Source organism: Microbacterium sp. NPDC057659, from assembly GCF_042799915.1.
Taxonomy (GTDB): Bacteria; Actinomycetota; Actinomycetes; order Actinomycetales; family Microbacteriaceae; genus Microbacterium.
Genome location: NZ_JBHVHU010000001.1, coordinates 1285176 through 1311527, shown reverse-complemented (window position 1 = coordinate 1311527; position 26352 = coordinate 1285176). Strand labels below are relative to the sequence as shown.

The window sequence follows — 26352 nt, the reverse complement described above, 5'->3', positions numbered from 1 at the left end:
CCGGGGGTGCCGAGGCGCGCTGGTGCGCGCCGTGCTTCCTCTCATCCGGACTACCTGGGAGTCGCCTCCCACATCACCGTCGGTTCCGGAGTTCCACCGGATCGGCGCCCTGACGGGCGTTCGCGGACTGTCACCGCCGGTTCGGATTCTCACCGACCCCGGAGCACGTTGATGCTCTGAGTCTACTCAACGCGACATCCGTCGATTCATTCCCATGAACCTGCGTTACTTCAGCAGCCGCGACAGCCGACGGTCGGCGAGCACCTTGCCTCCGGTCTGGCAGGTGGGGCAGTACTCCAGGCTGCGGTCGGCGAAGAACACCGAGCGGATGGTGTCGCCGCAGACCGGGCACGCCTCGCCGCGGCGGGCGTGCACGCGGAACCCCGACCTCTTCGCGTCCTTGAGGCTGGCGGGCGGCTTGCCGGACGCCTCTTCCGTGGCATCCCGCAGCGTGGTCTGCATGGCGTCGTAGAGCCGGTCGATCTCCGCGTCGTCGAGGTTCGCCGCCGGCGCGTACGGCGACATCTTCGCGGCGTGCAGGATCTCGTCGGAGTAGGCGTTGCCGATGCCGCCGATCAGTCCCTGATCGCGCAGGAGGCCCTTGATCTGCGTGCGCCTCCCGGCGAGCAGCGCGGCAAACGCGTCGCGCGTGAACGCGGGGTCGAACGGGTCGGGTCCGAGCCGGGCGATGCCGGGCACATCCTCGGGGTCGCGCACGACGTAAACCGCGAGCGACTTCTTCGTGCCCGCCTCGGTGAGGTCGAAGCCGCTGCCGTCGTCGAGCGCTACGCGCAGCGCGATCGGGCTCTTCCCCGGCTTGATGAGAGTGGTCGGCAGCGCGTCGTACCAGCGCAGCCAGCCGGCCTTCGCGAGGTGGAAGACCAGGTGCAGGTCGTCGCCGCAGGAGAGGTCGACGAACTTGCCGTGCCGGGCCGTCGCCGTGATGGTTGCGCCGTGCAGCGCGGTGTTCGGCGGATCGTAGGTCTTCAGCGCGGCGATCTCGCCCACGCTGGTGCGCATGATCGCGTGACCCACCGCGCGCTCGCCGAGATAGTCGACGAGCCCCTGCACCTCCGGCATCTCGGGCATGGACTCATCCTGTCACCAGGGTGCGACATCCGGCCAGGGGTGCGCGTGCGCACCACGACCGTGCGCTCACGCGCATGCCCCGCGCGCCGCCTGACACCTAGCGTGAAGGCCACGGACACAGGAGGAAGACATGGCAGGAACCTACGAGCACCTGATCGTGCGGCACATGGGCGACACGAGCGCAGACCTCGTCAACGAGGGCGCCGTCGCCACGGGCGAGCCGGCCCCCGAGCACATCGGATTCCCGTTCGCGCTGATGCGCGCCGAGGACGTGCCGGAGTCGAAGATCCACATGACCTACTGCTGGATCAACCCCACCGACGAGGGCAGCCACTGGGTCAACGAGCACGAGCACGACTACGACGAGATCCTGGTGTTCCTCGGCAGCGACCCCGAGAACCCGCACGACCTCGGCGGCGAGGCGTACCTGTGGCTCGGCGGCGAGAAGTACACGATCAACACCTCCGGTGCGGTCTACGTCCCGGCGGGTCTCCGGCACTGCCCGCTGGATTGGGGCACTGTCACGCGTCCTATCCGCTTCAACGCGATCTCGCTCTCCGGCGACGGGAACTACGCGTCGGACGAGGACGTCCCGAAGGATTGACGGCCGTCTGACCCGATGGTTCGCCGAGGGACGAATCCCCTGCGCTCGCAGTCAACTCCGACCGGCGGCCGCGATCGACAATGGAACCGGGCGTCGCGCCCGAATCATGATGGGAGACACCGATGTCCGATTCCACTCCGGTCCTCGACGAGGCCGCACTGCTCGCCCGCATCGAGGCGCCCGTGGGCACGGGCCGCGAGATCCTCGATGCCGCCACGCGCGAGGTCATCGGCCGCGTGCCGGTGCAGTCCGCTGAGGAGCTCGACGATGCCGTCGCCCGCGCCAAGGCCGCACAGCCCGCGTGGGAGGCCCTCGGCCACGAGCGCCGCTCCGAGCTGCTGCTGCAGGCAGCCGACGCGATCGATGCGAACGCCGAGGTGCTGGCCCGGCTGCTCTCGCGCGAGCAGGGCAAGCCGCTGAACGGACCGAACGCCCGCTTCGAGGTCGGCGCCTGCTCCGCCTGGCTGCGCACCAACGCCACCACCGTGCTCGAGCCCGAGGTGCTCGTCGACGACGAGACCCTGCACGCCGAGCTGGTCTACAAGGCGGTCGGCGTCGTCGGCGCGATCAGCCCGTGGAACTGGCCGATGATGATCTCGATGTGGCAGATCGGACCCTCGCTGCGTATGGGCAACACCGTCGTGCTCAAGCCCAGCAGCAACACTCCGCTGAGCGTGCTCGCGATGATCTCGGTCATGAACGACGTGCTCCCGGCGGACGTGCTGATCGGCATCGCCGGTCCCGGATCGATCGGCGGCCGCCTGGCCGCGCACCCGGATGTCGCGAAGGTCATGTTCACCGGCTCCACCGAGGTGGGGCGCAAGATCATCGAGAGTTCCGCCGGCAATCTCGCCCGCCTCACCCTCGAGCTCGGCGGTAACGACGCCGGAATCGTGCTCCCGGGCACCGATGCGAAGGCCATCGCCGAGGATCTGTTCTGGGGCGCGTTCATCAACACCGGGCAGACCTGCGCGGCGCTCAAGCGCCTCTACGTGCACGACTCGGTCTACGACGAGGTCGTCGACGCCCTCGCCGGGATCGCCGCGAACGTGCCCATGGGCAACGGCCTGGACGAGAACAACGTGCTCGGCCCGCTGCAGAACCAGGACCAGTTCGACATCGTGAAGAACCTCGTCGAGGACGCCAAGGCGCACGGCGGACGCGTCGTCACGGGCGGCGAGGCCGCCCCAGAGCTGGGCGAACTGTTCTACAAGGCGACGATCGTCGCCGACGTCACCGACGGCGTCGCCCTCGTCGACGAGGAGCAGTTCGGCCCGGTGCTGCCGGTGATCCGGTACTCCGACGTCGACGACGCATTCGCACGGGCCAACGCCGCCGAGGTCGGGCTCGGCTCATCGGTCTGGGCGAGCGATCCCGACGAGGCGCGTCGCCACGCGCTGCGGATGCAGGCCGGCACGGTCTGGATCAACTCGCACGGCGGCCTGCACCCGATGGTGCCGTTCGGCGGCACGAAGGCGTCGGGCTACGGCATGGAGTTCGGAGTCGAGGGCCTGAAGTCGGTCGCCGCTCCCCAGGTCGTCAGCGCTCCCGGTCGGAAGGGCTGAGATCATGACGACCGCGGTCGTCGTCGGTGCAGGCTCGGCGGGCGCGGTCGTCGCCCGCCGCCTCGTCGACGCCGGAGTAGGGGTGATCATGCTCGAGGCGGGCGGTGAGGACGTCGATCCCGCCATCCACGATCCGTCCCGCGCGGGCGAACTGTGGCACGGCGCGAACGATTGGGACCTGCGCACCGTGCCGCAGGAGCACGCAGCCGGCCGGCGGCTGCACTTGCCGCGTGGCAAGGTGCTCGGCGGCTCGCACGCCCTGAACGCCATGATCTGGGTGCGCTGCGCGCCCGCGGACTTCGACCACTGGGCGGCCCTCGGCAACGACGGCTGGTCGTGGGCCGACGTTCTCGCCGTCTACCGTGCGATCGAGGACTTCTCCGGCGGGGCATCCGAACTGCGCGGAACGGGCGGACCACTGCCCGTCACCGACGACTATCCGCTCGTGCCGATCCAGCGCTCGATCATCGCCGCCGCAGTCGAGGAGGGACTGGAGCACAACGCCGACTACAACGGCGACCACCTCGACGGCGTCTCGCAGGAGCAGGTCACGATGCGCATGTCGGATGCCGGCGGGCGCCGCGCGAACACGTGGACGGAGTATCTGCGGCCGGTGCGCGACCGGCTCGACATCCGCACCGGCAGCGATGTGCACTCGGTGATCGTCGCGGACGGTCGAGCCGTCGGTGTGCGCTACCGGCAGGACGGCGCGGATCACGAGGTGCGCGCGGATGTGGTCGTGCTCGCGGCGGGTGCGCTGGGCTCGCCCGCGGTGCTGCTGCGATCGGGCATCGGGCCCTCGGACGAGCTCGCCGACCTCGGCATCCCGCTCGTGCACGACGCCCCCGGCGTCGGGCGGAACCTGCACGACCACTTCCTCGTGCCGGTGATCTTCCACACCACGGCGAAGCCGGTAGGGCCGCCGACGCCGGGCGTCTCGGTCACTCAGTCGCACCTGTTCTGGCGCTCGCGTCCCGGTCTCGAGGCGCCGGACACACAGCCGATCCACTTCTCGGTGCCGATGTACGGCGAGACGCTCGAACCGGTCGGCGATGACGGGTTCTCGCTGATGGCGGGCATCGTCACGCCGCGCAGTCGTGGCACGCTGCGGCTGTCGGGGCCGACGCTCGACGACCCCCTCCTCATCGATCCGCAGGTGCTCGCCGACGCGGAGGACGTGCGCTCTCTCGTCGCCTCCGTGCGGCAGTGCCGTTCGATCGGGCGGCAGCCCGCGCTGGCGGACGAGTGGGGCGCGACCGAGGTGTACCCCGGAGGATGTCGACGACGATGAGCTCGAGGCGTACGTGCGTGACCACGTCGTGACCTATCACCACCAGGTGGGCACCTGCCGGATGGGAGTCGACGACACGGCCGTGGTCGACCCGCGGCTGCGCGTGCGCGGCGTCGAGGGGCTGCGGGTGATCGACGCGTCGATCATGCCGCGCATCACGACCGGGAACACCAACGCCCCCTCCGTCCTGATCGGGGAGAAGGGGGCACGGATGCTGCTGGAGGATCTTTCCGGGTCCTGACCGGCTCACGCACTCACCTACTGATGCTCTGGGCGCATCAATAGGTGAGCGCCGGCAACGCGTCAAGCACGGCCGGGCCGCGCCCGCAGACAGGGCGCGGTCCGGCGTGGATCACGCCGCCGCGAACACCCGCCGGCCGGCGAACCACGTCTCCAGAACACGCGTGCCGATGATCTCCTCGGCGGGTCCTGCTACGAAGTCGCGGTCGACGATCACGAAGTCGGCCGACTTTCCCGGCTCCAGCGATCCGGTGATCTCGCCGAGTCCCATCGCGCGGGCCGCGTTGATCGTGAACGCCTCAAGCGCCTCGGTCGCACTGATCGCCTGTTCGGGGGCGAGCACGCCCGGCGCGCGCCCGAGCGGATCGGCGCGGGTCACCAGCCCCTGTATTCCCTCGAACGGGTTCGGCGATTCGCTGACCGGCCAGTCCGAGCCGCCGGCGACCAGCGCCCCGGCATCGAGCAGCGTGCGATTCGGCTGCAGGTGATCCACGCGGTCGTGGCCGAGCACCTCGGCCAGCGCGGTGGGGATCACACCGGGGAACCAGATGAACGGTGAGATGTCCGCAGCGACGCCGAGCCGCGACATCCGGTCGATGTCGGCGCCGGCGAGGAACTGGCCGTGCGCGATCTGCACGGGCGCGTCGACCCCGTCGGTGCGGAGCCTCTCGACGACGTCGAGCAGCAGATGCGCCGAGCCGTCGCCGGTGCAGTGCACCTTCGCGCCGAGCCCCCTGGCGGCGACCGATCGCAGCCAGCGCTCCAGCTCCGCGGCATCCATCGTCGTCGTGCCGTGGAAGTGCGCGCCGTGTGCGTCGTCGGCGACATAGGGGTCGAGGAACGACGCGGTGCGCGCCGGCGGCACACCGTCGAGGAAGATCTTCACGAAGTCGGGGCGGTGGTGCGGCGAGCGGTACCGCTCGCCGAGCTCCACCAGCGGTTCGCCCACGGGGTCGAAGCCGAAGATCTCGTCGTTGATCGTCAGACTCGACACCACCCACGAGTTGAGCTCGCCCGCGTCGTCGAGCGACTGCAGCGCCGCGAGGATGTCCTGCGACACCGCGGCGTCCTGGAACGCGGTCACGCCATAGCCGTTCAGCAGTTCGACGCCGCGTTGCGACGCCAGCCGGTGCTGCTCGGCAGTGAGCCCGCCGCTGCGCGCGAGGGCCTCCTCAACGGGGATGCCGGCCGCCTCCAGCAGCACGCCGGTGGGAGTGCGGTCGGTGCGGTCCAGCACGGTCACGCCGCCCTCGGGCAGCGTCTCGGCGCTGATGCCGGCGAGTTCCAGCGCTCGGGAGTTCGCCCAGCGGTTGTGCCGGCTGTCCTCCACGAGCACGGTCGGACGACCTCCGGAGGCCTCGTCGAGGCGTGCCCGCACGGCCGAGCTGCTCAGTTCCTCGAGCATGGTGCTCGCGAACGGGCCGCCCGAGATCCAGGCATCGGCCGGCAAGTCGGCCGCGTGCGCGCGCACGCGGTCCAGGATGCCGTCGAGGGACAGGCCGATCGGCAGTGCGAGCTCGAACAGGTCGGTGCGACCGGCGAGGGCGTGATGGGTGTGCACGTCGACGAATCCGGGGTACACCGCGGCTCCTGCGAGCTCGCGCACCTCGGTGTGCTCGTCGCGGTGCGCGAGCACATCGTCGGCTGTGCCGACGGCCAGCACGCGGCCGCCCTCGAAGGCGATCGCCTCCGCCGTGGGTCGCGCGCGATCGGCCGTACGCACCACGGCTCCGGTCAGGATCAGGTCGGCCGCCACGTCAGCGGTTCCCCGCGGGGTCGTACTCGACGGGGTGCACCGTGTTCGAGAGCAGTCGGCCGTGCGCGCCGAAGGTGAAGTGCGTCTGCCCGGTGCCGGCCTCATCGGTGCCGAACAGTACGCCGTGCGAGCGCAGGGCCTTCTGGTTGCGGTGGTCGGCGACGGTGACCGACGCGCACGGGATGACCTTCTCGCGCCAGGCGAACACGCAGATGCCGGGGCGCAGCCGCCAGGTGCTCTGCTCGTCGGTGTCGGCGAGGCCGCGCTCTGGGCCGGCCAGGCACTGCCAGGTGTACCAGTGCGGCGAGAGGTAGACGTGCTCATAGGCATGCTCGCTGGAGTACACCCACTGCACGCGGCGGCCGATCAGTTCAGTGGTCGGAGCGGGCCGCTCACCGTGCTGTTCGAGCTCCTCGATGCGCGAAGGCGCGAACACCTGCTGCACGGCGACGTGCTCGCTGGTCTTCTCGCCGATGATGCTGATGACGGCCAGTGCGTAGCCGCTGCGCAGGTCGAGGAACAGCGACACGGCCTCGTTCGGCAGGTAGTCGTGATGGAACTGCGCGTAGTAGAGGTCCTCGTCCACGCGCACGACCTCACAGGCATCCGTCTGCTTCGCCGGCTCCGTCGGGTCTCCCTCGCCGGGCTGGTACTCCCACGACACGGTGCCAGGGCCGAACGTGTGCACGATGCGGGTGCCACGGTCGTCTACGACGGTGAACGTGCGCCCTTCGAGGTCGGGGGAGGACTCGGCCTTGCTCGCGTCGAAACCGGGGGCGAGGCCGTCCAGCGGCAGCCAGGTGGAGGTGTCGGACAGGTTGTCGGTCATGATCTCTCTTTCGACGGGGTCTCGGTGCGGATGGCCGCGGTGTGGACGTTGAACTTCTCCAGGTCGGTCGCCAGCACGTCGTAGACGGCCGGCTTCCTGCGCTTCAGATAGGCGCCGTACGCGACACCGCCGACGACCGCGAGCGCCAGCAGCCACGGGAGCGTGAGGATCACCGGGTTCTCGGTGCCGGCCACCACGTTGAAGTTCGCGATCGCGAGCAGCGCGATCGACAGCAGCCCGAGGAAGCCGAGACCCGGTGCGATGAACGTGCTCCACCAGTGCGCGTCGCGCTGTCGGCGGAACCAGACCACGATCGACAGCGCGGCGAGGGTCTGCAGCACGATCACCGACAGCGTCCCGATGCCGAGCATGGCGGGCACGACGACGAGCATCGGATCCAGGCCCGCCAGGGCGAAGCATCCGGCGACGATCGCGGCGAACAGCGCCTGCACCAGGCCGGCGACGGCCGGGGCGCCGTTCGCACGGGTGCGCGACAGCGCGTGCGGCAGCACGCGGGCACGGCCCAGCGAGTACAGGTACCGCGTCGCGGAGTTGTGGAAGGCGAGCATCGCGGCGAACAGGCTCACCAGCAGCAGGATCGTCGCGATGACCGACATCGGCTCGCCGAGGTACTTCGCGATCAGCGAGAACAGCAGGTCGCCCGCCTCGAGATGGTCCAGGGACGCCTGCTGCGCCTGCGCGACGCCGGTGGCGCTGACCACCGCCCAGGTCGAGACGCCGAGGATCACCCCGATCGCGATGATCGCCGTATAGGTGGCCCGGGGGATCGTCTTCAGCGGGCTCTTCGCCTCCTCGCTGAACAGCGCGGTGGCCTCGAACCCGAGGAATCCGGTCGCGGCTAGCAGCAGTCCGATCGGCAGCGAGCCCGAGAACACTGCAGCCGGGCTGAACGCGGCGACGTCGAATCCGGTCTGCAGCAGCACCGAGACATCGAAGACCACGAGGATCGCGACCTCGAGCACGAGCGAGACGCCGAGCACCTTCGAGCTGAAGTCGATGCCGGTCCGGGCCATGACGAAGCACACGGCGATCGACAGCAGGCCCCACAGGTACCAGTGCATGTCGAAGCCGGTCAGCTCGGCGATGATGATCTGCATGAAGAAGCCGCTCGTGCCGATCGTTCCGACGACGAACAGGTTGTAGCCGAGCGTGGCGATCAGGCCGGCGACGAGCCCGCCGGTGCGGCCGAGGCCCTTCACGACGAACGCGTAGAACCCGCCGGCGTTGGCGAACTGCTTCGACATCTGCGCATAGCCGACAGCGAACAGCAGCAGGATCACGGCGACGATGAAGAACGACGCCGGGGCGCCGCCGCCGTTGCCGAACGCGATCACCAGCGAGGCGACCACGACGATGCCGGTCAGCGGGGCGACCGCGGCCAGCACGAGGAAGACGATCCCGGCGACACCGAGCGCATTGCTGCGCAGTGTGGTCGGGGAAGCGGATTCTGACACGTCGGCTCCTTTGCCTGGTGCGGAGGGACATCGGGAAAGGTCCCGTCCTTCGATTCTGCGCGGGGGGCGCCGCTGCCGCCTTGTCGCACAGCGTGCCGCTCTGTTGCACCAGCGCAGGGCAGTCCCCGCGCGAGCGCGGCCGGATGCATGATCGGTGCGACACCCGGCGCGGAACGAGCCGCCGGGATCGCGGAGCGGAGGTCGCCATGGACGTCGGAATCGCCGGACGCACGGCGCTCATCACCGGCGCCGCCGGCGGAATCGGACGCGCCGCCGCGCGCGCCTTCGCCGCCGAGGGAGCGCACGTCGCACTGCTGGACAGGGATGCCGCGGCGCTGGACGCGCTCGCCGCAGAGCTCTCCGCCACCGGCATCCGGGCCTCCGCGCATCCTGCCGACCTGACGGATGAGGCCCAGGTCTCCGCCGCCGTCTCGGCGGCGACGAGCCGCCATCGCGGCCTGGACGCCGTGATCGGCTGCGCCGGGATCTCCGGCCCCGTCGGCACGCCGCTCGCCGACACCCCGGCATCGGACTGGGACGCCGTGTTCGCCGTGAACGTGCGCGGCGCGTTCCTGGTGCTGCGGGCGGCGATCCCTGCCTTGCGGGCATCGGATGCGGCCTCCGCCGTCTTCGTCGCGAGCGACTCCGCGCTCGTCGCGGCGCCGGGCATGGCGCCTTATTGCGCATCGAAGGCCGCACTGCTGCAACTGGTCAGGGCCGCGTCGGTGGAGCTTTCCGGTGACGGCATCCGGGTGACCGCGGTGTGCCCCTCGATCGTCGACACCCCGATGAGCCGCGGCGACCTCGGCATCCGCGAGGACGATCCGGACGGGTTCACCGGCTCCGGGTATCCGGTGCAGAGCGCCGAGGAGGTCGCCGCGCAGCTGGTGTTCCTCGCCTCTCCCGTCTCTCGACCGGTCAACGGCACCGCCCTGGTCTCGGACTTCGGGTACACCGCCCGATCGGGTTTCCCGGCTTGACAGACACTCCCGCCTGAAAGGACAGAGAATGGGATTCACAGGAGCAGGCGCCGCAGGACGGGTCGTACTGATCACCGGCGGAGGCACCGGAATCGGTGCGGCGATCGCCGAACGGTACGCGGCCGAGGGCGCGCACGTCGTGGTCGTCGGGCGCCGCATCGGTCCGCTCGAGGAGATCTCCGCCGCGGTCGGGGCGACCGCCATCGCCGCCGACGCCGCCGACGGGGCAGCCGCGCGCGACGTGGTCTCCCAGGTGCTGAACCGCTTCGGTCGGCTCGACGTGCTGGTCGCGAACGCGGGCGGCCACGGCTTCGCGACCGTCGGCGACACCGACGACGCGGCGTGGGCGGCGGCGCTGCGCGCCAACCTCACCACGGCGTTCACCATGGCGAGGGAGTCGCTGCCCGCCCTCATCGAGACAAAGGGGCAGATCGTGATCGTGTCGTCGCTGGCCGGGCTTTTCGCCGGTCCCTCGGTGGCGGGGTACACGGTCGGCAAGCATGCGCTGATCGGCCTGACCCGCACGCTGGCGCGCGACTACGGCCGTTCCGGCGTTCGCGTGAACGCGGTGTGCCCGGGCTGGGTGCAGACGCCGATGGCCGATGAGGAGATGGACGAGTTCGCCGCGCAGGCGGGCCTGGACAGTCGCGCCGACGCCTACCTCGCCGTCACCGCGGACGTGCCGCTCGGGCGGCCCGCCCGCCCCGCCGAGATCGCCTCGATCGTGCGCTTCCTCGGCTCCGGGGAGTCCTCCTACATGACCGGCGCGGTGCTGGTCGCCGACGGCGGGGCGCACATCGTCGATGTGCCGACTCTCGCGTTCGAGCACGCAGGTATGTAGCGGGCGGATGCCGCCGGTCGCGCCGCCTCAGGCGGCGCGACCGAGGTACGCCTCGTGCAGCAGGCGCGGCTCCTCGCGCAATGCGGCCGCTTCGCCCTGATAGGTGACCCGGCCGCCTGCGACCACCAGCGCATCACGCGCCCGGCCGAGTGCGAGGTTCGTGAACTGCTCGACCAGGAGCACGCCGGCACCGGCATCCGCCAGCGCGGTGACGATCGGCAGCAACCGCGTGAAGACCACCGGGGCGAGGCCGAGGCTCATCTCGTCGATCAGCAGGAAGCGCGGCTTCGCCGCGAAGGCGCGGGCCAGCACCACCATCTGCTGCTCACCGCCGGAGAGCAGCGCCGTCGGGGCATCCCAGCGCTTCTCGAGCTCGGGGAAGTGCTCCAGCACGGCACAGGCCTCGGCCTCGGTTCGGGCGGTCAACGACAGGTTCTCGCGCACGGTGAGTGAGCCGAACACGGCTCGACCCTGCTCGATGTGCACGATGCCGCGCCGTGCCCTGGCCACCCGCGAGAGCCGGTCGATCTGCTCGTCGCCGATGAGGATGTGGCCCGAGGAGTGTGTGATGACTCCCGATATCGATTCGATCAGGCTGGTCTTGCCCGCGCCGTTCGGCCCGACGAGCGCGGTGACCTCACCCGGCGTCACCCGCAGGCTGACATCGGAGATCACAGGACCTGCGCCACGACTCACGGTCATGTTCTCGAGCACCAGCGATTCGCTCATCACAGCATCTCCGTCTCGCCCATGTAGGCCTTGGTCACGGCGGGGTCCGCGAGGACCTCGTCCTGCGGGCCGGATGCCAGCACCCGGCCGAAGTCGAGCACGGTCAGCCTCGGGCACACCGAGCGCACCAGGTCGAGGTCGTGCTCGATGATGATCAGCGACAGCCCGAACCGCGCCGGAGCGTCGCGCAGCCGCTGGGCGAGCGCGAGATGCTCCTCGTGCGACAGCCCGGCGGCAGGCTCGTCAAGGATCAGCAGCCGTGGGCCGGCCAGCACGTTCGCGGCGACCTCGATCAGACGCCGGGTGCCCACATCGACGCTCGCGAGCCGGGTGCGCGCGGGCGGGCATCCGAAGAAGGCGAGCACATCGGCGACGTCTTCGGCCGAGAGGCGGCGCCGGGCGACGAATCGCACGTAGGCGTCGACCGTCAGCGCCGGCGGCACCCGGTCCTGCTGGAACGTGCGGCGCAGGCCGAGCCGGGCCCTCGCCGTCGGACTGAGCCCGGCCAGGTCGGTGCCGTTCAGCAGCACCCGTCCGGTGTGCTGGGGCAGGAAGCCGCTGATCGCGTCGACGAAGGTCGACTTGCCGGCGCCGTTCGGCCCGATCAGTCCCATCACGGTGCCGGCCGGCACCGTGAAGGACACGTCGTCGAGCGCCTTCAGCGCACCGAACTGCACGGTCAGGCCCTGCACGGTCAGCACCGGCTCGCCGGTGGCCTCTGCCGGGTCGAGAGTCGCCACGGTGTCGGTGGTCACCGGATCGGATGCGGGCGGCGTCGCGGCATCCAGCGTCGGGGTCTCGGGGGCGGGTCGCCGGTCGAGGCGCCGCCACCAGAGATTGCGGATGCCCTGGCCGAGATTGGTGCCGGTGGTGAGCGCCTGCACGCCCAGCACGCCGAAGATCACGAATCCCCAGTTCTGGTCGACGCCCCAGCGCTTGAGCAGCTCGGGCACGGCCACCCAGAGGATGCCGCCGAAGATGGCCATGTCGATGAGGTGGGCGCCGCTCATGATCGCCAGGATGTACAGCGCGAGCGATTGGATCGGTGTGAAGCTCGAAGCCAGCGGCAGCCCCACCTGGGCGGCGATCAGCGCGCCGGACACGCCGCCGAGCGCCGCAGAGACGGCGAACGCGCTGAGCTTCGCCGCCTGCACGCTCTGCCCGACCGCCGCAGTGCCGCGCTCGCTGAACGCAACCGCCTTCCAGCCCGAGCCGACCCGGCCGCGCTGCAGGAAGAACACCACCACCGCGCAGACGGCGAGCACCAGCACGCTGAAGAAGAAGTAGGAGCGGTCGTTCGCGAACGCTGCGGGGCGCTCCACGGCGATCCCGTCGGCGGAGCCGGGGAACTGGATCTGCACCAGCGTCACGTCGGCGGCAGCGGCGAAGCCGAGGGTGACGACGGCGAGGTTCACCCCGCGCAGTCGCAGCGCGGGCAGACCGATCAGCACGCCCGCGAGCCCTGCGACGGCGGCGGCGATCAGCAGCCACACGATGAACCCGCCGGGTGCGTGGATGACGTTCAGCCCGGCGACCACCCATGCGCCGATCGCGGCGAAGGTCAGCTGGCACAGTGCGATCATCCCGGCCGAGCCGGTGACGATCCCGAGCCCGAGGATGGCGATGGCCGCGGTGACGGCGGTGACCGCGAGGTAGACGAAGTAGCCGCTCAGCCCGACGCTGAGCGAGTAGCCGATCGCGACGCCGATGACGGCGATCGCGAGCGGGACGGTGATCCGGGCCCAGGGACGCTCAGCGAGCCGCATCCCACACCTCCTTGCGCTGCGACCAGAGCAGCAGGACGACGATGAACAGGAAAGGGAAGAAGTTGCGGATGACCGACACCTCGTCGATCTGGGCGACCAGTCCGCCCAGCATCCCGAGCACGAGTCCGCCGACCACCGCGAGGTCCAGCCGGCGGAAGCCGCCCAGCAGCGCCGCGGCGGCTGCCGGCACGATCAGCATCGACAAGCCGGTGGCGTCCGAGGACTGCGAAGGGGCGATGATGATGATCACCAGCGCGCTGATCAGGCCGGTGACGAACCACACCGCGATCGACAGCGGACGGGAGCGGATGCCGAGCAGCTCCGCCGTGGTCGGGCGCTCGGAGAGCGCGCGCAGCTGCGTGCCGATCCGGGTGCGCACCAGCAACAGGTGCACGCCGAGCGCGACCACCACGGCCACGCCGACGGTGGCGAGCGTGACCTGACTGATCACGACCCCGCCGACGCGGAACGCCGGGCCGGCGATGATCGGTGCGAACGGCTGGGGCTTGTTGCCGAACAGGATGAACGACAACGAGATGAGCAGCAGCAGCGGGCCGACGGTCATCGCCGAGCGCGTGGTCACGTTCGCCTCGCTCAGCCAGGTGGCCGCGACCCAGCCGATGACGGCCGCCAGGACGCCGCCGATCAGGATGCCGAGGACCGAGGCGAGCCAGATCGGCAGGCCGGCCGTGGTGACCAGCCACACCGCGCAGAACGCGCCGAACATGCCGGTCGCGGCCTGTGCGAAGTTGACCACCCGCACCAGCCGGGACATCAGGGTCAGGCAGACGCCGAGGGCGGCGTACACGCCGCCGGCGGCGAGCCCGGCGAGGGCGCCTTGGATCATGGGGTTCCTTCCTGTGCGGTGGCCCGCCGTGATGCGGCGGGCCACCGGCGATGGGTCAGTTCTCGGGGATGCGGAACCAGTCGTCCGCGATCTTCTCCCACGCGTGCGTGCCGCTCTTCAGCTCGATCGGCCAACCCGCGGTGTTGTCCACTCCGAAGCTGTACGGCGTGCCGATCATCGGGTTCTCGATTGGCTTCATGTCGCGCAGCGCCTTGGTCACGGTCTCGCGGGTGATGTCGCCCTTCATCTCCTTCAGGACGGCGATGAAGTGCTTCGCGGCGAGGAAGCCGCCCTGGCTGAACGCCGTAAGCGGGATGTCGTTCTTCGTCATCAGGTCGCGCCACTCCTTGTTGATGTCGTTCTCCTCGGTGAACGGGTAGAACTCAGCAGGGACGTAGATGCCGGCACCTGCGTCGTCGACCGCCTTGGCGAAGTTCTCGCTGTAGACGCTGGTCAGGTACAGCCAGGTCACGTCGTCCCAGCCCTGCGCGTTCGCCGCCTTGACCTGCCCGATCGCGTCGGGCTCAACCGGGTTGATGGCCAGGGCCTTGCAGCCCGCTGCGCGGGCCTTGACGATGTAGGGCGTGTAGTCGCTGGCGCCGTAGGGCACGGTGTCGTCGACGTACTTCGGCTTCTGCCCGCTGATCTCGGTCCACTTGTCGATGGCCGCCTGGTAGGTGGGCCGGGTGGAGCCGGCGATCTCGAGCAGCACGCAGATGTCCTTGAGTTTCAGCACCTCGGAGCCGTAGAGCAGCGTGAGCGTCATGTCGTTGAACGGGCCGACGTTCGCGGGCGAGATGTTCTTGCTGTCGAAGCAGCCGGTGTCGACGCCGATGCCGGGGATCGAGAGGATGCCCTCCTGCTCGTAGTACTTCGCGTTCAGCTCGCACTCGATCAGGCTCGCGGAGCCGACCAGCGCGACCGCCTCGTCGCTGCCGACCAGTTCCCGCGCGGCGGCGGTGGCGCTCGCCGGGTCGCCTTTGTCGTCGAGCGACTTGTAGTCGATCTTGCGTCCGTCCAGGCCACCGGCCTCGTTGAACGCGTCGAAGACGGCGGCCGCCGCCTGGGATGCCTCGGGGAACGTCGCCGGCCCACTCTTGGTGTTCACGGAGCCGACGACGATGTCGCCACCGGCGTCCCCTCCGCCTCCTGCGCAGCCGCCCAGTGCGAGCACGCCAGTGACGACCAGCGCGGCGGCGGCGAACAGCTTCTTCTTCATCGCTTCCCTGCCTCTCGTGATGCGTCGCTCTCCGTCGCGACGCGGGAACTGTCGTCCAGGGCGCGGTTCACGAGCTCGGTGTCGCAGAACTGCTCGAACGCGTGCACCTTCCCGTCCCGGAGCCGCCAGACGTGGGCGACGCGGGCGGCGAAGAACCGTCCGGTCTGCTTGTACGTGCCGGAGTAGGTGCCGATGCCGACGACGACGTCGCCGCCGTCGACCACCTCATCGATGGCGACCGTGTAGTCGTCCCACTCCTCCTGGATGCGGCCGAAGACGCCGGCGGCGACGGCCTCCGGGCCGACGTAGGTTCCCGCATACGGGAAGCCGGCGGCCTCTGTCCAGCGGATGTCGTCGGCGAAGGGCGCGAGCATGCCGTCCAGGTCGCCCCGGTCGGATGCCGCGTAGTGGGCGCGGATGATGTCTGCGCTGCTCATTCCTGTTCCTCTCATACCGGCTGCGCGTCGGGGTACGACACGCTTCCCAGTGGGTAGATGTGTCCGCCGCCGCGCGAGTGCTCGGCGGCGCCTTCGCCGTTGAGACCGAGGAACACTCCGGTCGTCATCAGCTGGTAGCCCAGGTCGTGCAGCCAGACGCTGGCCACCGCGATGCGGAACTCACGGAAGCAGAACAGATACAGACCGTCGGCGAACTTCCACACCGTGGACAGGTCCATGTCGCCATGCCCGCGTTGCACGCCCTCCAGGCACTGCCAGGCGTACCGCTGACTGGAGACGTAGACGTGCTCGTAGAGGTGCTGGGGGCTGTACCGGTAGATGTTGCGCTTGCCGATCAGGTCGCGACTGGGAGCGGGAGCCTCGCCGCTGGGTGTGCCGCCGTCGGTGGTCGCGGCGAAGAAGCGCTGCGAGACCCGGGGCACGCCCTCGGTCTCGACCTCGTCGATGTGCGAGACCGTCACCAGCGCGCGGTGCGTCGAGGCGGAGTACACGACGGTGATCGCCTCGCGCTCGCGGCTGGTCAACGGCAGGTGCACGAAGACCACTTCCTCGCGCACGGCCACGGCGTCGTAGGGATCGGTCGCGCCGGTCTCGTCGACGGCGCCGGATGCCGACCAGCTGACGGCATCCTCGTCGAAGGCCAGGCTGAGTGTGCCGCCGTCCTCGAGGGCCAGGGCGATGCGGAGCCCGGCCAGCGAGATGTTCGGCAGCCGATAGGTGTCGATGCCGGCGGCGAAATCGTCGTAGGTGCGCCATTCGTCCTGTGCGGGGTCCGTGATCTGCTCGGTCATCGGTTCTCCTTGTTCTCGTCGTTCTCGGGGGATGCGTGGTCGGGGGAGGCGGTGCGGCCGGGCTCGAGCACGGCCTTGAGCACGCCGCCGTCCCTGCGGCGGATCACGTCGAAGGCCTCCGCGACCTCGTCGAGCGCGAAGCGGTGGGTGACGAGGCGTTCGAAGGGCATCTCGGGACGCGCGAGCAGGGCGATCGCCGGCTCGAATCCGCCGGCCGACAGGAAGCTCGGCAGGATGTCGGGCTCGCGGGTGAGCAGGTCCTCGTCGGCCTGCAGGGTGATCGGCACCGCGGCACCGCAGGCGCCCGCGAGCACGACGCGTCCTCCGCGGCGCACCAGGCGCACGGCGTCCTGCTGAGCCGCAGCGATTCCGGCGGCCTCGATCACGACATCCGCGGATGCTCCGTCGAAGGCGGCGCGCACATCGGCGGCGACATCCTCGCTGCGACGGGCGTCTACCGTGGCATCCGCTCCGAACTCCGTGGCCAGCGCGAGGCGCTCCGCGCGGGTGCCGACCATGACGACCTGCCCGGCGCCGGCGGCGCGGGCGGCCGCGGCGATGAGGATGCCCACCGGACCGGGGCCGATCACGACGACCCTGTCGCCGACGGTCACGCGACCGCGGGCGATCGCACGATGTGCGACAGCGAGCGGCTCCACCAGGACGGCACGCTCCCACGCGATGCCCTCGGGCAGACGGTGGATGATCGCCTCCGCTGGTGCATGCAGGTACTCCGCGTAGCCGCCCCAGAGACCGGGTGCCTCGGTGCGCGGGATGTTCACGCCGTACTGGCGGCCGCGCGGCAGTCCGCTGGCCATGTCGTCGCGCTCGCAGAGGTTGTACCGTCCCTCCCGGCAGCGCGGGCAGGAGCGGCACGGCAGCAGCATCTCCACGGCGACGCGATCCCCGGCGGCGAGCCCTCGCGTCTGCGCGGCGCGCTCGCCGAGGGCGGCGACCTCACCGACGAACTCGTGGCCGGGGACGAGCGGGAAGGGGTCGCCGATGTGACCGGCGAGCAGGTGCAGATCCGTCGCGCAGATTCCGACCATGGCGACGCGCACCAGTACGTCGTCCGGGCCGGGCTCGGGAACCGGGATGCTCTCGATCCTCAGCTCGTCCACGGTGAGGAACACCACCTGACGGCTGGTGCGGGCGACGGCACTCACGCGGCTGGCCTCCTTCGGCGCAGCGCCGCTGCGGTGCGGCGCTCACGCCATGCTCGCCGCGGTCGCAGCGCCCGCTCAACGGCGCCGAGGGGATCGGGCGCGGGCAGTCAACGCCCGTGCCCTGGGTGGCAAGAGGCGGCTCGGGTGGCAGCGGGCACGGTCGAACAGCGCCCGGGCGGGCGCTGTTCGAGGAGTCGCGATCGCCGCCCGCTGACGGCCTGCGGCGCGGTCAGCGGGCGGCGCGGTACTCGCTGGGCGACGCCTCGTAGGCGGCCTTGAACGCGCGACTGAAGTGCGCCGCGTCGACGAAGCCCCAGCGCGCGGCGATCGCCGCGACGGGCCGGTCGGCGTACAGCGGGTCGAGCAGGTCGCGGCGGCACTGCTCGAGCCGGCGGGTGCGGATCCAGGTGGAGACGGTTGTGCCCTGCTCCTGGAACAGCCCGTGCAGGTGCCTGGTCGAGATGAAGTGCGCGGCGGCGATCGACGCGGGGGAGAGGTCGGCAGACGCCAGGTTGCGATCGATGTGCGCGCGGATGCGCTGCATCAGTGCGCGATGCGGGTCGGCCCCGTTCTCATCCAGCCCGAGCTCGCGGCTGAACACCGTGGTGACCAGGTCGAGGGCGCTGTGCGCGAGCCTCGCGCCAGTCGTGCCCGCGATCTGATCGAGGTTGACCGCCAGCTGCGACAGGTAGGGCACCACGACGAGTCCGAGGCCGTCGCTGCCGGAGATCCGCACCGCGGTGAGCTCGCCGACGAGGTCGGTGGGCAGCGCGATCAGGTGCCTGGGGAACATCACGATCATCGACCGGAAGTCCTCGTCGAACACCAGTGAGTACGGCCGCGAGGTGTCGTACACGGCGAGGTCGCCCGGGGCGAGCACAGCTTCGCGACCGTCCTGGATGAGCAGTCCGGTGCCCGAGAGCATCAGGCTCACCTTGAAGAAGTCGCGGTCGCCGCGGGCGATCAGCTCGGGCGTGCGCTCGACGGTGTGTGCGGTGGCGCGCAGATCAGTGAGGTGCACCTCGTCGACCCCGGCCCCGCGCATCACGCCACGGAAGACGTCGGGCTGGCCGGCGGAGACCTGCAGCGGCACGAACGAGTCGTTCACCGCGGTGCGGAACTCGCTGAGTCCGCGGGACACTGTCGTCGCCAGGCGTTCGGGTCGCAGGGTCGGCGATACGGGCATCATCACCTCGCAAGAGAGCTTTCGGGCATCATATACGATCTGCCCGGTGGGGGCCAGGGGTCAGTGCGCGCATGCGCAGGCGTCGCCGCCTCCGCAGCATCCGTCCCCGCCGGCGACGGCGTGCGCCTGCGACGACTCCGGCACATCCATCGCCGGGTTCACGTCGAGGAAGCCGTAAGGCTTGAACCAGAATCCCGCATAGTCGACCGGCATGATCGGCCAATCCTCTGTGCGAGGGATGTGGGTCAGGCCGAACGTGTGCCAGAGCACCAGATCCTCGCCGTCGATCGGGCGATCGCCGGCCGAGTACTCGGGCAGGCCCGCTCCGCCCTGATGCGCATTCGGGTAGCGCCCTCCGGGCCAGAGCTGACCGGGCTCGTACGCCGTGGCCCACAGGTGCTTCGTCGCGAACGCGGCGCGGGCGGCCACGGACGAGGCAGGGTCGGCCATCAGCAGAGCGGTCGGCTGCGGGTACAGGTGGTACGCGGTCGGCGCGCCGGTGATGTTGGTGCGCGAAGCCGACTGGATCTCCCAGGTCCTCGCCACAGAAGTGTCGGCCTCGCGCTGAGCCTGCTGCTCGGACGCGAGCGTGGTCTGCGACCAGGTGAACGCATTGCCGAACGGGTTCTGCTCGCCCATCGGGATGCGCACCGCGTCGACCTCGACCAGACGGTTGTCCTCGCCGTCGATCGCGACATCCAGCCGTGCGCAGAAGAGGTGCTGGTGCACGGGAGCGAACACCCCAGGGGCGATCTCGTTCGCGTGCGCGCTCTTGGAGCCGGGCTCACCGGCACCGACGAACACGATGCCGGTGGCCTTGGCCTCCATCTGGATCGAGCCGTCGAGGTAGAAGTACCAGTAGAACCCGTAGTCGTAGTTGCCGACGGTGGCGAAGTACGACACGACCAGGCGGCGCGAGCGGCGCACCTGCGCGCCCACCGGTCCCGGCTCGGTGTGCTTCCAGAGGATGCCGTAGTCCTCCTCGTGCATGCAGACGACGTTCGGCACGCGCACCGCGTGGCCGCGGTCGTCGGCGACGTGGGCGTCGAAGTACCTGATCACGCCCAGGCAGTCGCAGCCCAGTTCGAGCGCGTTGGCGTTCTTGCCGAGCAGGTACTCGCCGGCGTCGAAGTAGCTGATCCAGAATCGCGTCGGGCTGGTGTCGCCATAGGGGACCACCATCTCGGGCACGCTCGCGCGCGCGAGCACCGGGCGATCGTCGAAGCGCACGTCGTTCAGGACCAGACCCTCGCGGGCGTTGAAGCCGATCCGCAGCGACCAGTTCTCCCATTGCACGTGCGAGCCGTCGACGTGGAAGCTCGGACCCTCGGGCTGCACGATCTCGATCGGCTTGAGAGAGTCGCGAGCCAGCCCCACGGCATCCGGTGTGTACCTGCCGCTGCCGCTCGGTACGGGCACGTCGCCCTCGTCCTCGACGCCGAGCACCTCGTTCGTGATCAGGTCTATGTGCACGATCAGTCCCTCGACCGGGTGCGCCCAGGGAATGTCGTCCTCGCTGTCTCGCAGGAACGTCAGTGAGCGGATGACGCGGCGGCCGACCTCGTTCTCGCGGCCGACGAATCCGGGGGCAAGCGGGGAGCAGAACGCCAGGTCGATGCGGTCCTCGAGCCCGCGCCGCACCATCGCGGCGCGCCACTCCGGCGAGCTCTTCACGATCTCGGCTGCGCGGTCGTACTCCTCGAACAGATACTGCGGCTGGCCGTACGGGGCGGTGGCCGGATCGTGCTCGCGGTGCGAGACGACCGCCCCGCGGGTGATCGACACGATCGCCTCGATCACCTGTCCGGTGGAGGTGTCCATCAGCGTCGCGTCCACGCGTCGATCGATGGCGACGCCGGGCTGCCAGGCGGCGAGCTCCGCCTTGGTGGGCTCGTCCGGCAGCAGCATCGGCACGCGCACGCTGTCGCCGAGCAATCCCGCCTCGACCAGGATCTCGCGGGCCCGGTCGATCTCGGCGCCGGTGAGCGGGTCGAGCGGATGCCGGGGCTCCGCGGTGGAACCGCCGATCAGCGGGAGCAGACGCGGGGCAGGGGTGTGCGACATGGATGTCCTCCTATCGTCCCATTGTGCGCTCGGCGCACAGGGGGTGCTTGACCCGTAGTGCACGGGTGATGCGGGTCACCGCAGGATGCGGAGACGAGGTGTCGAAACGGGGCATTGCCTTTCTTGTCAACGTGTGTAGACTAACCGCACGGCACACCGGAGTGACCCGTTCTCGAGGCCTCGACGAGCACCACCGGAGCCCCTCTGCACCGGCAACCCGAGAGAAGAAGAAATGAAGAAGGCACTGTCCGCGGTCGCCCTGATCGCAGTTTCGGCGCTCGCACTCACAGCGTGCTCATCGGGGTCCGAGACCCCTCCCGACGACGCCGGTGGCGCGGCGGCGAAGCCGCTGAACATCGGCAACTTCCTTGATGTGACCAGCTGGGACCCGTCGCTCGCCGACATCGGGTTCGACGGACCGTATCTGTCGGCCGTCTACGACCCGCTGCTCGCGATCGACGGCAAGGGTGAACCGCAGCCGGCACTCGCGACCGACTGGAAGACCTCCGACGATTTCCTCACCATCACGATGGACCTCCGCACCGACGCGAAGTTCTCCGACGGTGAGGCGTTCGACGCGGATGCCGCGGTCAAGAGCCTCGAGTACCTCAAGAAGGGGGTGCGGTCGCAAGAGGCCTACAAGAAGGTGGAGAGTTTCACGGCGGTCGACGAGGACACCATCGAGATCCATCTCACGCAGCGCGACGACACGATCCTGTACTTCATGGCCCTCGGCCGCAGCTACATGATGGCGCCCAAGGCGATCGACGCGGGGACCCTCGCCAAGGAGCCGGTCGGCTCCGGGCCGTACACGCTCAGCGACGACTCGGTGAAGGGGGCCGTCTACCAGTTCACGAAGGTCAAGGACCACTGGGACAGCAAGAGCTTCCCGTTCGACCCGCTGACAGTCTCGCCGCTCAGTGACGGCACGGCCATGCTCAACGGCATGCAGAGCGGCCAGTTCAACCTCATCTACGGTGACAAGGCGGGCATGGACATGGCGCCGGACCAGGGATGGAACGTCGCCAGCGGCCTGTCCATGTGGGCCGGGCTGCAGTTCAGCGACCGCGTCGGCAAGACCGAGATGGGCAAGCCGCTCGGTGACCTGCGTGTGCGCCAGGCGCTGAACTACGCGTTCAACGGGCCCGAGATGGTCAAGACGATCGGCCAGGGCATCGGCGAGGCGACGAACCAGGTGTTCCCCGTCGGGACCACCGGCTACGTGAAGTCGATCAACGATATGTACTCGTACGACCTCGATAAGGCGAAGAAGCTGCTCGCGGATGCCGGCTATGCCGACGGCTTCGCCGTGACGATGCCCATGGCGCCGCCGTTCCAGCCCTGGCAGGCGATCATCGAACAGACCTTCAAGGAGCTGAAGATCAAGCTCACCTGGAAGGAGACCGACTTCATGCAGTACATGGCGGTCGCCCCCGAGTACCCGATGTTCGTCGGTGTGATCGCGATGGACTCCAACCCGATGGCGACCGTCGAGCGTCAGATCACGCAGCCCCAGTGGTACAACCCCACCCCGGGCATCGAGGCCTTCCCCGAGATCCAGGCGCAGGCGGATGTCGTCGCCAAGGCCGCTCCCGGCAAGGAGCAGGACGCCGAGATCGAGAAGCTGAACGAGATGGTCACCGAGCAGGCCTTCTTCTCGGTGTGGAGCCAGTCGACCAACACCTACATCTCCACGTCGGACTTCACGGTGACCCCCGTCACCGGCATGATGTTCCCGACTCTGCGACAGATCGCCCTCGCGGGCTGACGTGACGGGGCGCGGTCGGCGACGACCCCGCCCCGTCGCCGCACTTCGACCCGATACAGGAGTAACGATGCTCATCTTCACGCTCAAGCGGCTCGCCTCAGGCGTGATCCTGCTGTTCGTGGTGGCGACGGCGACCTTCTTCCTCGCCCATGCTGCAATACCCGATCCCACGCTGGGCCTGCTGGGCAGCGCAGCGACGCCGGATGCCCAGGCCGCGCTCGCCGCGAAGATCGGCTCCGACCAGCCCGTCATGGTGCAGTACTTCGACTGGCTGGGCGGGCTCCTGCACGGGGACCTCGGCACCTCGTGGAAGAACTTCCAGCCCGTCGGCGCGCAGATCGCCGTCAAGCTGCCGGTGACCCTGTCGGTCGTCACCTTCTCGATCCTGCTCTCGGCCGTCCTCGGCGGCATCCTCGGCGTCCTCGCCGGGCTCCGCCCCAACACCTGGATCGATCGGCTGGTCAAGGCCGCCTCGGTCATCCTCTTCGCCCTGCCGGGCTTCTGGGTGGCACTGGTGCTGGTCATGACCTTCGCCGTGCAGCTGCACTGGTTCCCCGCCGTCGGGTACGTGCAGCCGGGCAAGTCGGTCAGCGGATGGCTCCTCTCGATCACCCTGCCGGCGATCTCGCTCGCCCTCGGCGCCGTGGTCATGATCGCCGAGCAGCTGCGCAACGCCATCATCCAGGCCGACGGGCAGGACTACATGCGCACGCTCCGCAGCCGCGGGCTCTCGCAGCCGCGACTGGTCGTGCACCTGCTGCGCAACTCCGCGCCGCCCTCGCTGACCATCCTGGCGCTCATGTTCGTCGGGCTGCTGTCCGGCGCGATCATCGTCGAGCAGATCTTCGCCCTGCCCGGCATCGGGCCGCTCACCCAGGCCTCGTCGCAGAACGGCGACATCCCGATGCTGCTCGGCATCACGGTCATCACGGTGATCTTCGTCGTCGTCATCAACCTCCTGCTCGACGTGCTGCTCGGCTGGATCAACCCGAAGGTGCGTGTGAAATGACTGCCCCTCTCACCGAGAACATCGATTCGCGCGAGCACCGTCGAGAGTCGGCCTTCATCCGGCTGCTCAAGCGCCCCGCCGGTTCGATCTCGCTCGCGATCCTGCTGCTGCTCGTGCTCGTGGCGGTGTTCGCGCCGCTGCTGGCTCCCTACGACCCGAACTTCGTGGATCTCTCGATCACCCGCGCCCCGCCCAGCCCCGAGCATCTGCTCGGCGGGGACACCACCGGCCGCGACGTGCTGAGCCGGCTCATCTACGGCGCCCGCATCACGATCTGGGGCGCGGTCGTCGCGATCGTCGCCTCGATCGTCATCGGCGTCCCGTCCGGCCTGGCGGCCGGTTACTTCGGCGGCACGTTCGATCGCATCGCGACCTGGCTCTCCGACGCGATCCAGTCCGTGCCCGGCATGATCATCCTGCTGATCGTCGGCGCGAACACGGGCAACAACTTCGACATCCTCATGGTCACGATCGGTGTCTTCATGGCCCCCGGCTACTTCCGTCTCACGCGCTCGACCGTGCTCGCGGTCCGCAACGAGACGTACGTCGACGCGGCCAGGGTCTCCGGACTGTCGAACACGCGCATCATGAGCCGCCACGTCATCCGCCCGGTCATCGCACCGATCGTCATCCAGTCGGCGCTCACCGCCGGCATGGCGATGGGCATGCAGGCGGGACTGCAGTTCCTCGGCATCGGCGGCGGTACGACCCCGGGGTGGGGCGCTGCGATGAACGAGGGCTTCCGCGTCATGCGGACCGACCCGCTGCTGCTGCTCTGGCCGTCGCTCGCCCTCGGCATCTCCGTCGCCGCGCTGGCGGTCCTCGGCTCGACGCTCGCCGACGTCATGAGCGTGAAGACCCCGATGCTGACCAGCCGTCAGCGTCGCCGCATCGCCGCGAAGGCCGCGGCAGGCAGGCCCGCCGACGAGCTCTCGACGACGACCGGTTCGGTGTCGCACCGTGCCGCGGACTCCGCCGTGCGGCTCGAGAACCTGCGGGTGAACTACGAGACGGCGAAGGGCGCGGTCGAGGTCGTGCACGGGATCACACTCGACGTCGCTCCGGGCGAGGTGCTCGGAATCGTGGGCGAGTCGGGATCCGGCAAGTCGCAGACCGTGTTCTCGATGCTCGACCTGCTGCCGAAGGCGGGGTACGCGACCGCTGACGCGATCTGGATCGGCGGCAAGGACGTGACCAGGCTGCCGCGCGCCGCCCGTGCGAAGCTGCTGGGACGCTCGATCGGATACGTGCCGCAGGAGCCGATGACGAATCTCGATCCGTCGTTCACGATCGGGCACCAGCTCTGCGAGCCGCTGAAGAGCGTGCACGGGCTGAGCTCGGCGGACGCGAAGGCACGCGCCCTCGAGATGCTCGATCGCGTCGGCATCGTCGACCCGACCCGCGTCATGCGCTCCTACCCGCACGAACTGTCGGGCGGAATGGCGCAGCGCGTGCTGATCGCGGGCGCGATCGCGGGGCATCCGCGGGTGCTCGTCGCCGACGAGCCGACGACCGCCCTCGACGTGACCGTGCAGGCCGAGGTCCTGGAGCTGCTGCGCGAGCTGCAGCAGGAGTACCGCATGGCCCTCGTCATCGTGACGCACAACTTCGGCGTCGTCGCCGACATCTGCGATCGGGTCGTGGTCATGCGAGGCGGATCGATCGAGGAGATCGGCGACGTGTCCGGCATCTTCTCCAGCCCGGAGAGCGACTACACGCGCGAGCTCATCGCCGCGTCGCTCGACGGCGCCGCGAGTCGTGCCGAGCTCGACGCGTCGGACGCGTCATCCGAGACGGAAAAGGAAGGGATCCGCGCATGAGCGCCGAAACGACAGCCACGCCGCTGCTCGAGGCATCTGGAGTCGTCGTCGACTACGGCACGAGACGCAGACCCAACCGGGTGCTGCACGAGGTGTCTCTCTCGATCGGACACGGCGAGTGCGCCGGGCTGGTGGGGGAGTCTGGCTCGGGCAAGTCGACGCTCGGCAAGGCGATCCTCGGACTCGTGCCGGTCGCCGGGGGACGCATCATGTTCGACGGCCGCGACATCACCCACGCGAAGGGGCGCGAGCGGCGGGCACTGGCCGCAGACATCCAGGTCGTCTTCCAGGACCCGTACGGCTCCCTCGATCCGCTGATGACCGTCGGCGACATCCTCGCCGAGCCGCTCTCGACCGCCGGCCTGGCGAAGTCCGAGGCGCGGGCGACCGTCGCGGAGATGCTCGATCGCGTGCAGCTGCCCAGACAAGTACTCGACCGCTACCCCAGCGAGTTCTCCGGGGGACAGCGGCAGCGCATCGCGATCGCGCGGGCGCTCGTCCGCAGGCCGAAGCTGATCATCTGCGACGAGCCGGTCAGCGCACTGGATCTGACCACGCAGGCGTCGATCCTCGACCTGTTCATCGAGCTGCAGCGCGACACGGGAGTCTCATACCTCTTCGTGTCGCACGACCTCAGCGTGGTGCGACGGGTATGCCATCGCGTGGCCGTGATGTACCGGGGCGAGATCGTCGAGACCGGCGACGGCGATCAGATGACCGTCGACCCGCAGCATGCGTACAGCCGACGCCTCCTCGCGGCATCCCCGGTGGCCGACCCGGTGCGGCAGGCCGAGCGCCGGTCCGCCTGGCTGGCGCTGCGGGAGCGGCAGCCGGTGTAGTCCGGCAGCATTCAGCCCCG

General features: G+C 69.6%; 21 protein-coding genes and 1 pseudogene. 9 read left to right on the top strand and 13 right to left on the bottom strand.

Annotated features, from left to right (window positions below):
- Positions 1 to 225 precede the first annotated feature (225 nt).
- Positions 226 to 1089, bottom strand: coding sequence for an Fpg/Nei family DNA glycosylase (locus ACFVAE_RS06270; protein WP_378889213.1), 864 nt, complete (start codon positions 1087 to 1089; stop codon positions 226 to 228).
- Positions 1090 to 1219: 130 nt separating this feature from the next.
- Between ACFVAE_RS06270 and ACFVAE_RS06265 the strand changes: the two genes are divergently transcribed.
- The 3 genes and pseudogenes from ACFVAE_RS06265 (at position 1220) to ACFVAE_RS06255 (ending at position 4790) form a co-directional block, all read left to right on the top strand.
- Positions 1220 to 1693, top strand: coding sequence for a hypothetical protein (locus ACFVAE_RS06265; RefSeq protein WP_378889206.1), 474 nt, complete (start codon positions 1220 to 1222; stop codon positions 1691 to 1693).
- A 122-nt stretch (positions 1694 to 1815) separates the two neighbouring features.
- Entirely contained in the window at positions 1816 to 3258 is a 1443-nt protein-coding gene (locus ACFVAE_RS06260) for an aldehyde dehydrogenase family protein (protein WP_378889203.1), read from the top strand.
- 4 nt (positions 3259 to 3262) lie between these two features.
- A pseudogene (locus ACFVAE_RS06255) lies at positions 3263 to 4790 on the top strand (GMC family oxidoreductase).
- Between the two features lie 111 nt (positions 4791 to 4901).
- On the opposite strand, the gene ACFVAE_RS06250 reads toward ACFVAE_RS06255, so the two are convergent.
- The 3 genes from ACFVAE_RS06250 to ACFVAE_RS06240 are packed head-to-tail and all read right to left on the bottom strand — an operon-like array spanning position 4902 to position 8849.
- Positions 4902 to 6545: an amidohydrolase gene (locus tag ACFVAE_RS06250; protein ID WP_378889201.1), complete on the bottom strand. Its 1644-nt coding sequence runs from the start codon at positions 6543 to 6545 to the stop codon at positions 4902 to 4904.
- A gap of 1 nt (position 6546) precedes the next feature.
- A complete protein-coding gene (locus ACFVAE_RS06245; protein ID WP_378889199.1) occupies positions 6547 to 7374 on the bottom strand; it encodes a molybdenum cofactor biosynthesis F family protein in 828 nt (275 codons plus the stop codon).
- Complete coding sequence (locus ACFVAE_RS06240) at positions 7371 to 8849, bottom strand: APC family permease (RefSeq protein WP_378889195.1); 1479 nt, start codon at positions 8847 to 8849, stop codon at positions 7371 to 7373. The genes ACFVAE_RS06245 and ACFVAE_RS06240 overlap by 4 nt, the downstream gene beginning before the upstream one ends.
- Positions 8850 to 9055: 206 nt before the next feature.
- On the opposite strand from ACFVAE_RS06240, the gene ACFVAE_RS06235 reads away from it, so the two are divergent.
- Positions 9056 to 9829 carry an SDR family oxidoreductase gene (locus ACFVAE_RS06235; protein ID WP_378889193.1) on the top strand — a complete coding sequence of 258 codons (774 nt, stop codon included), beginning with the start codon at positions 9056 to 9058 and terminating at the stop codon, positions 9827 to 9829.
- Between the two features lie 28 nt (positions 9830 to 9857).
- Positions 9858 to 10670 carry an SDR family NAD(P)-dependent oxidoreductase gene (locus ACFVAE_RS06230; RefSeq protein ID WP_378889190.1) on the top strand — a complete coding sequence of 271 codons (813 nt, stop codon included), beginning with the start codon at positions 9858 to 9860 and terminating at the stop codon, positions 10668 to 10670.
- A 27-nt stretch (positions 10671 to 10697) separates the two neighbouring features.
- On the opposite strand, the gene ACFVAE_RS06225 is transcribed toward ACFVAE_RS06230, so the two are convergent.
- The 9 genes from ACFVAE_RS06225 to ACFVAE_RS06185 form a co-directional block, all read right to left on the bottom strand.
- A complete protein-coding gene (locus ACFVAE_RS06225) occupies positions 10698 to 11399 on the bottom strand; it encodes an ABC transporter ATP-binding protein (protein WP_378889187.1) in 702 nt (233 codons plus the stop codon).
- Positions 11399 to 13165 (bottom strand): ATP-binding cassette domain-containing protein, encoded by a 1767-nt coding sequence (locus tag ACFVAE_RS06220; RefSeq protein ID WP_378889185.1) that lies wholly within the window; start codon positions 13163 to 13165, stop codon positions 11399 to 11401. The genes ACFVAE_RS06225 and ACFVAE_RS06220 overlap by 1 nt, the downstream gene beginning before the upstream one ends.
- Entirely contained in the window at positions 13152 to 14012 is an 861-nt protein-coding gene (locus ACFVAE_RS06215; protein WP_378889182.1) for a branched-chain amino acid ABC transporter permease, read from the bottom strand. Before ACFVAE_RS06215 ends, ACFVAE_RS06220 begins: the two co-directional genes overlap by 14 nt.
- 55 nt (positions 14013 to 14067) lie before the next feature.
- Positions 14068 to 15231: an ABC transporter substrate-binding protein gene (locus tag ACFVAE_RS06210; RefSeq protein ID WP_378889180.1), complete on the bottom strand. Its 1164-nt coding sequence runs from the start codon at positions 15229 to 15231 to the stop codon at positions 14068 to 14070.
- Positions 15228 to 15668 carry a nuclear transport factor 2 family protein gene (locus ACFVAE_RS06205; protein WP_378889177.1) on the bottom strand — a complete coding sequence of 147 codons (441 nt, stop codon included), beginning with the start codon at positions 15666 to 15668 and terminating at the stop codon, positions 15228 to 15230. The genes ACFVAE_RS06210 and ACFVAE_RS06205 overlap by 4 nt, the downstream gene beginning before the upstream one ends.
- An 11-nt stretch (positions 15669 to 15679) precedes the next feature.
- Entirely contained in the window at positions 15680 to 16480 is an 801-nt protein-coding gene (locus tag ACFVAE_RS06200; protein ID WP_378889174.1) for a MoaF C-terminal domain-containing protein, read from the bottom strand.
- Positions 16477 to 17646: a zinc-binding dehydrogenase gene (locus tag ACFVAE_RS06195; protein ID WP_378889172.1), complete on the bottom strand. Its 1170-nt coding sequence runs from the start codon at positions 17644 to 17646 to the stop codon at positions 16477 to 16479. Before ACFVAE_RS06195 ends, ACFVAE_RS06200 begins: the two co-directional genes overlap by 4 nt.
- Before the next feature lie 229 nt (positions 17647 to 17875).
- Positions 17876 to 18832: a helix-turn-helix domain-containing protein gene (locus tag ACFVAE_RS06190; RefSeq protein WP_378889169.1), complete on the bottom strand. Its 957-nt coding sequence runs from the start codon at positions 18830 to 18832 to the stop codon at positions 17876 to 17878.
- 60 nt (positions 18833 to 18892) lie between these two features.
- On the bottom strand, positions 18893 to 20896 hold the full coding sequence (locus ACFVAE_RS06185) for a primary-amine oxidase (protein ID WP_378889166.1): 2004 nt from the start codon (positions 20894 to 20896) through the stop codon (positions 18893 to 18895).
- Between the two features lie 232 nt (positions 20897 to 21128).
- Between ACFVAE_RS06185 and ACFVAE_RS06180 the strand changes: the two genes are divergently transcribed.
- The 4 genes from ACFVAE_RS06180 to ACFVAE_RS06165 all read left to right on the top strand — a co-directional run bounded on the left by ACFVAE_RS06180 (position 21129) and on the right by ACFVAE_RS06165 (position 26332).
- A complete protein-coding gene (locus ACFVAE_RS06180; RefSeq protein ID WP_378889165.1) occupies positions 21129 to 22664 on the top strand; it encodes an ABC transporter substrate-binding protein in 1536 nt (511 codons plus the stop codon).
- Between the two features lie 67 nt (positions 22665 to 22731).
- Positions 22732 to 23673 carry an ABC transporter permease gene (locus tag ACFVAE_RS06175; protein WP_378889162.1) on the top strand — a complete coding sequence of 314 codons (942 nt, stop codon included), beginning with the start codon at positions 22732 to 22734 and terminating at the stop codon, positions 23671 to 23673.
- Entirely contained in the window at positions 23670 to 25493 is a 1824-nt protein-coding gene (locus tag ACFVAE_RS06170) for a dipeptide/oligopeptide/nickel ABC transporter permease/ATP-binding protein (RefSeq protein WP_378889160.1), read from the top strand. Before ACFVAE_RS06175 ends, ACFVAE_RS06170 begins: the two co-directional genes overlap by 4 nt.
- Positions 25490 to 26332 carry an ATP-binding cassette domain-containing protein gene (locus tag ACFVAE_RS06165; RefSeq protein WP_378889158.1) on the top strand — a complete coding sequence of 281 codons (843 nt, stop codon included), beginning with the start codon at positions 25490 to 25492 and terminating at the stop codon, positions 26330 to 26332. Before ACFVAE_RS06170 ends, ACFVAE_RS06165 begins: the two co-directional genes overlap by 4 nt.
- Positions 26333 to 26352: the final 20 nt, after the last annotated feature.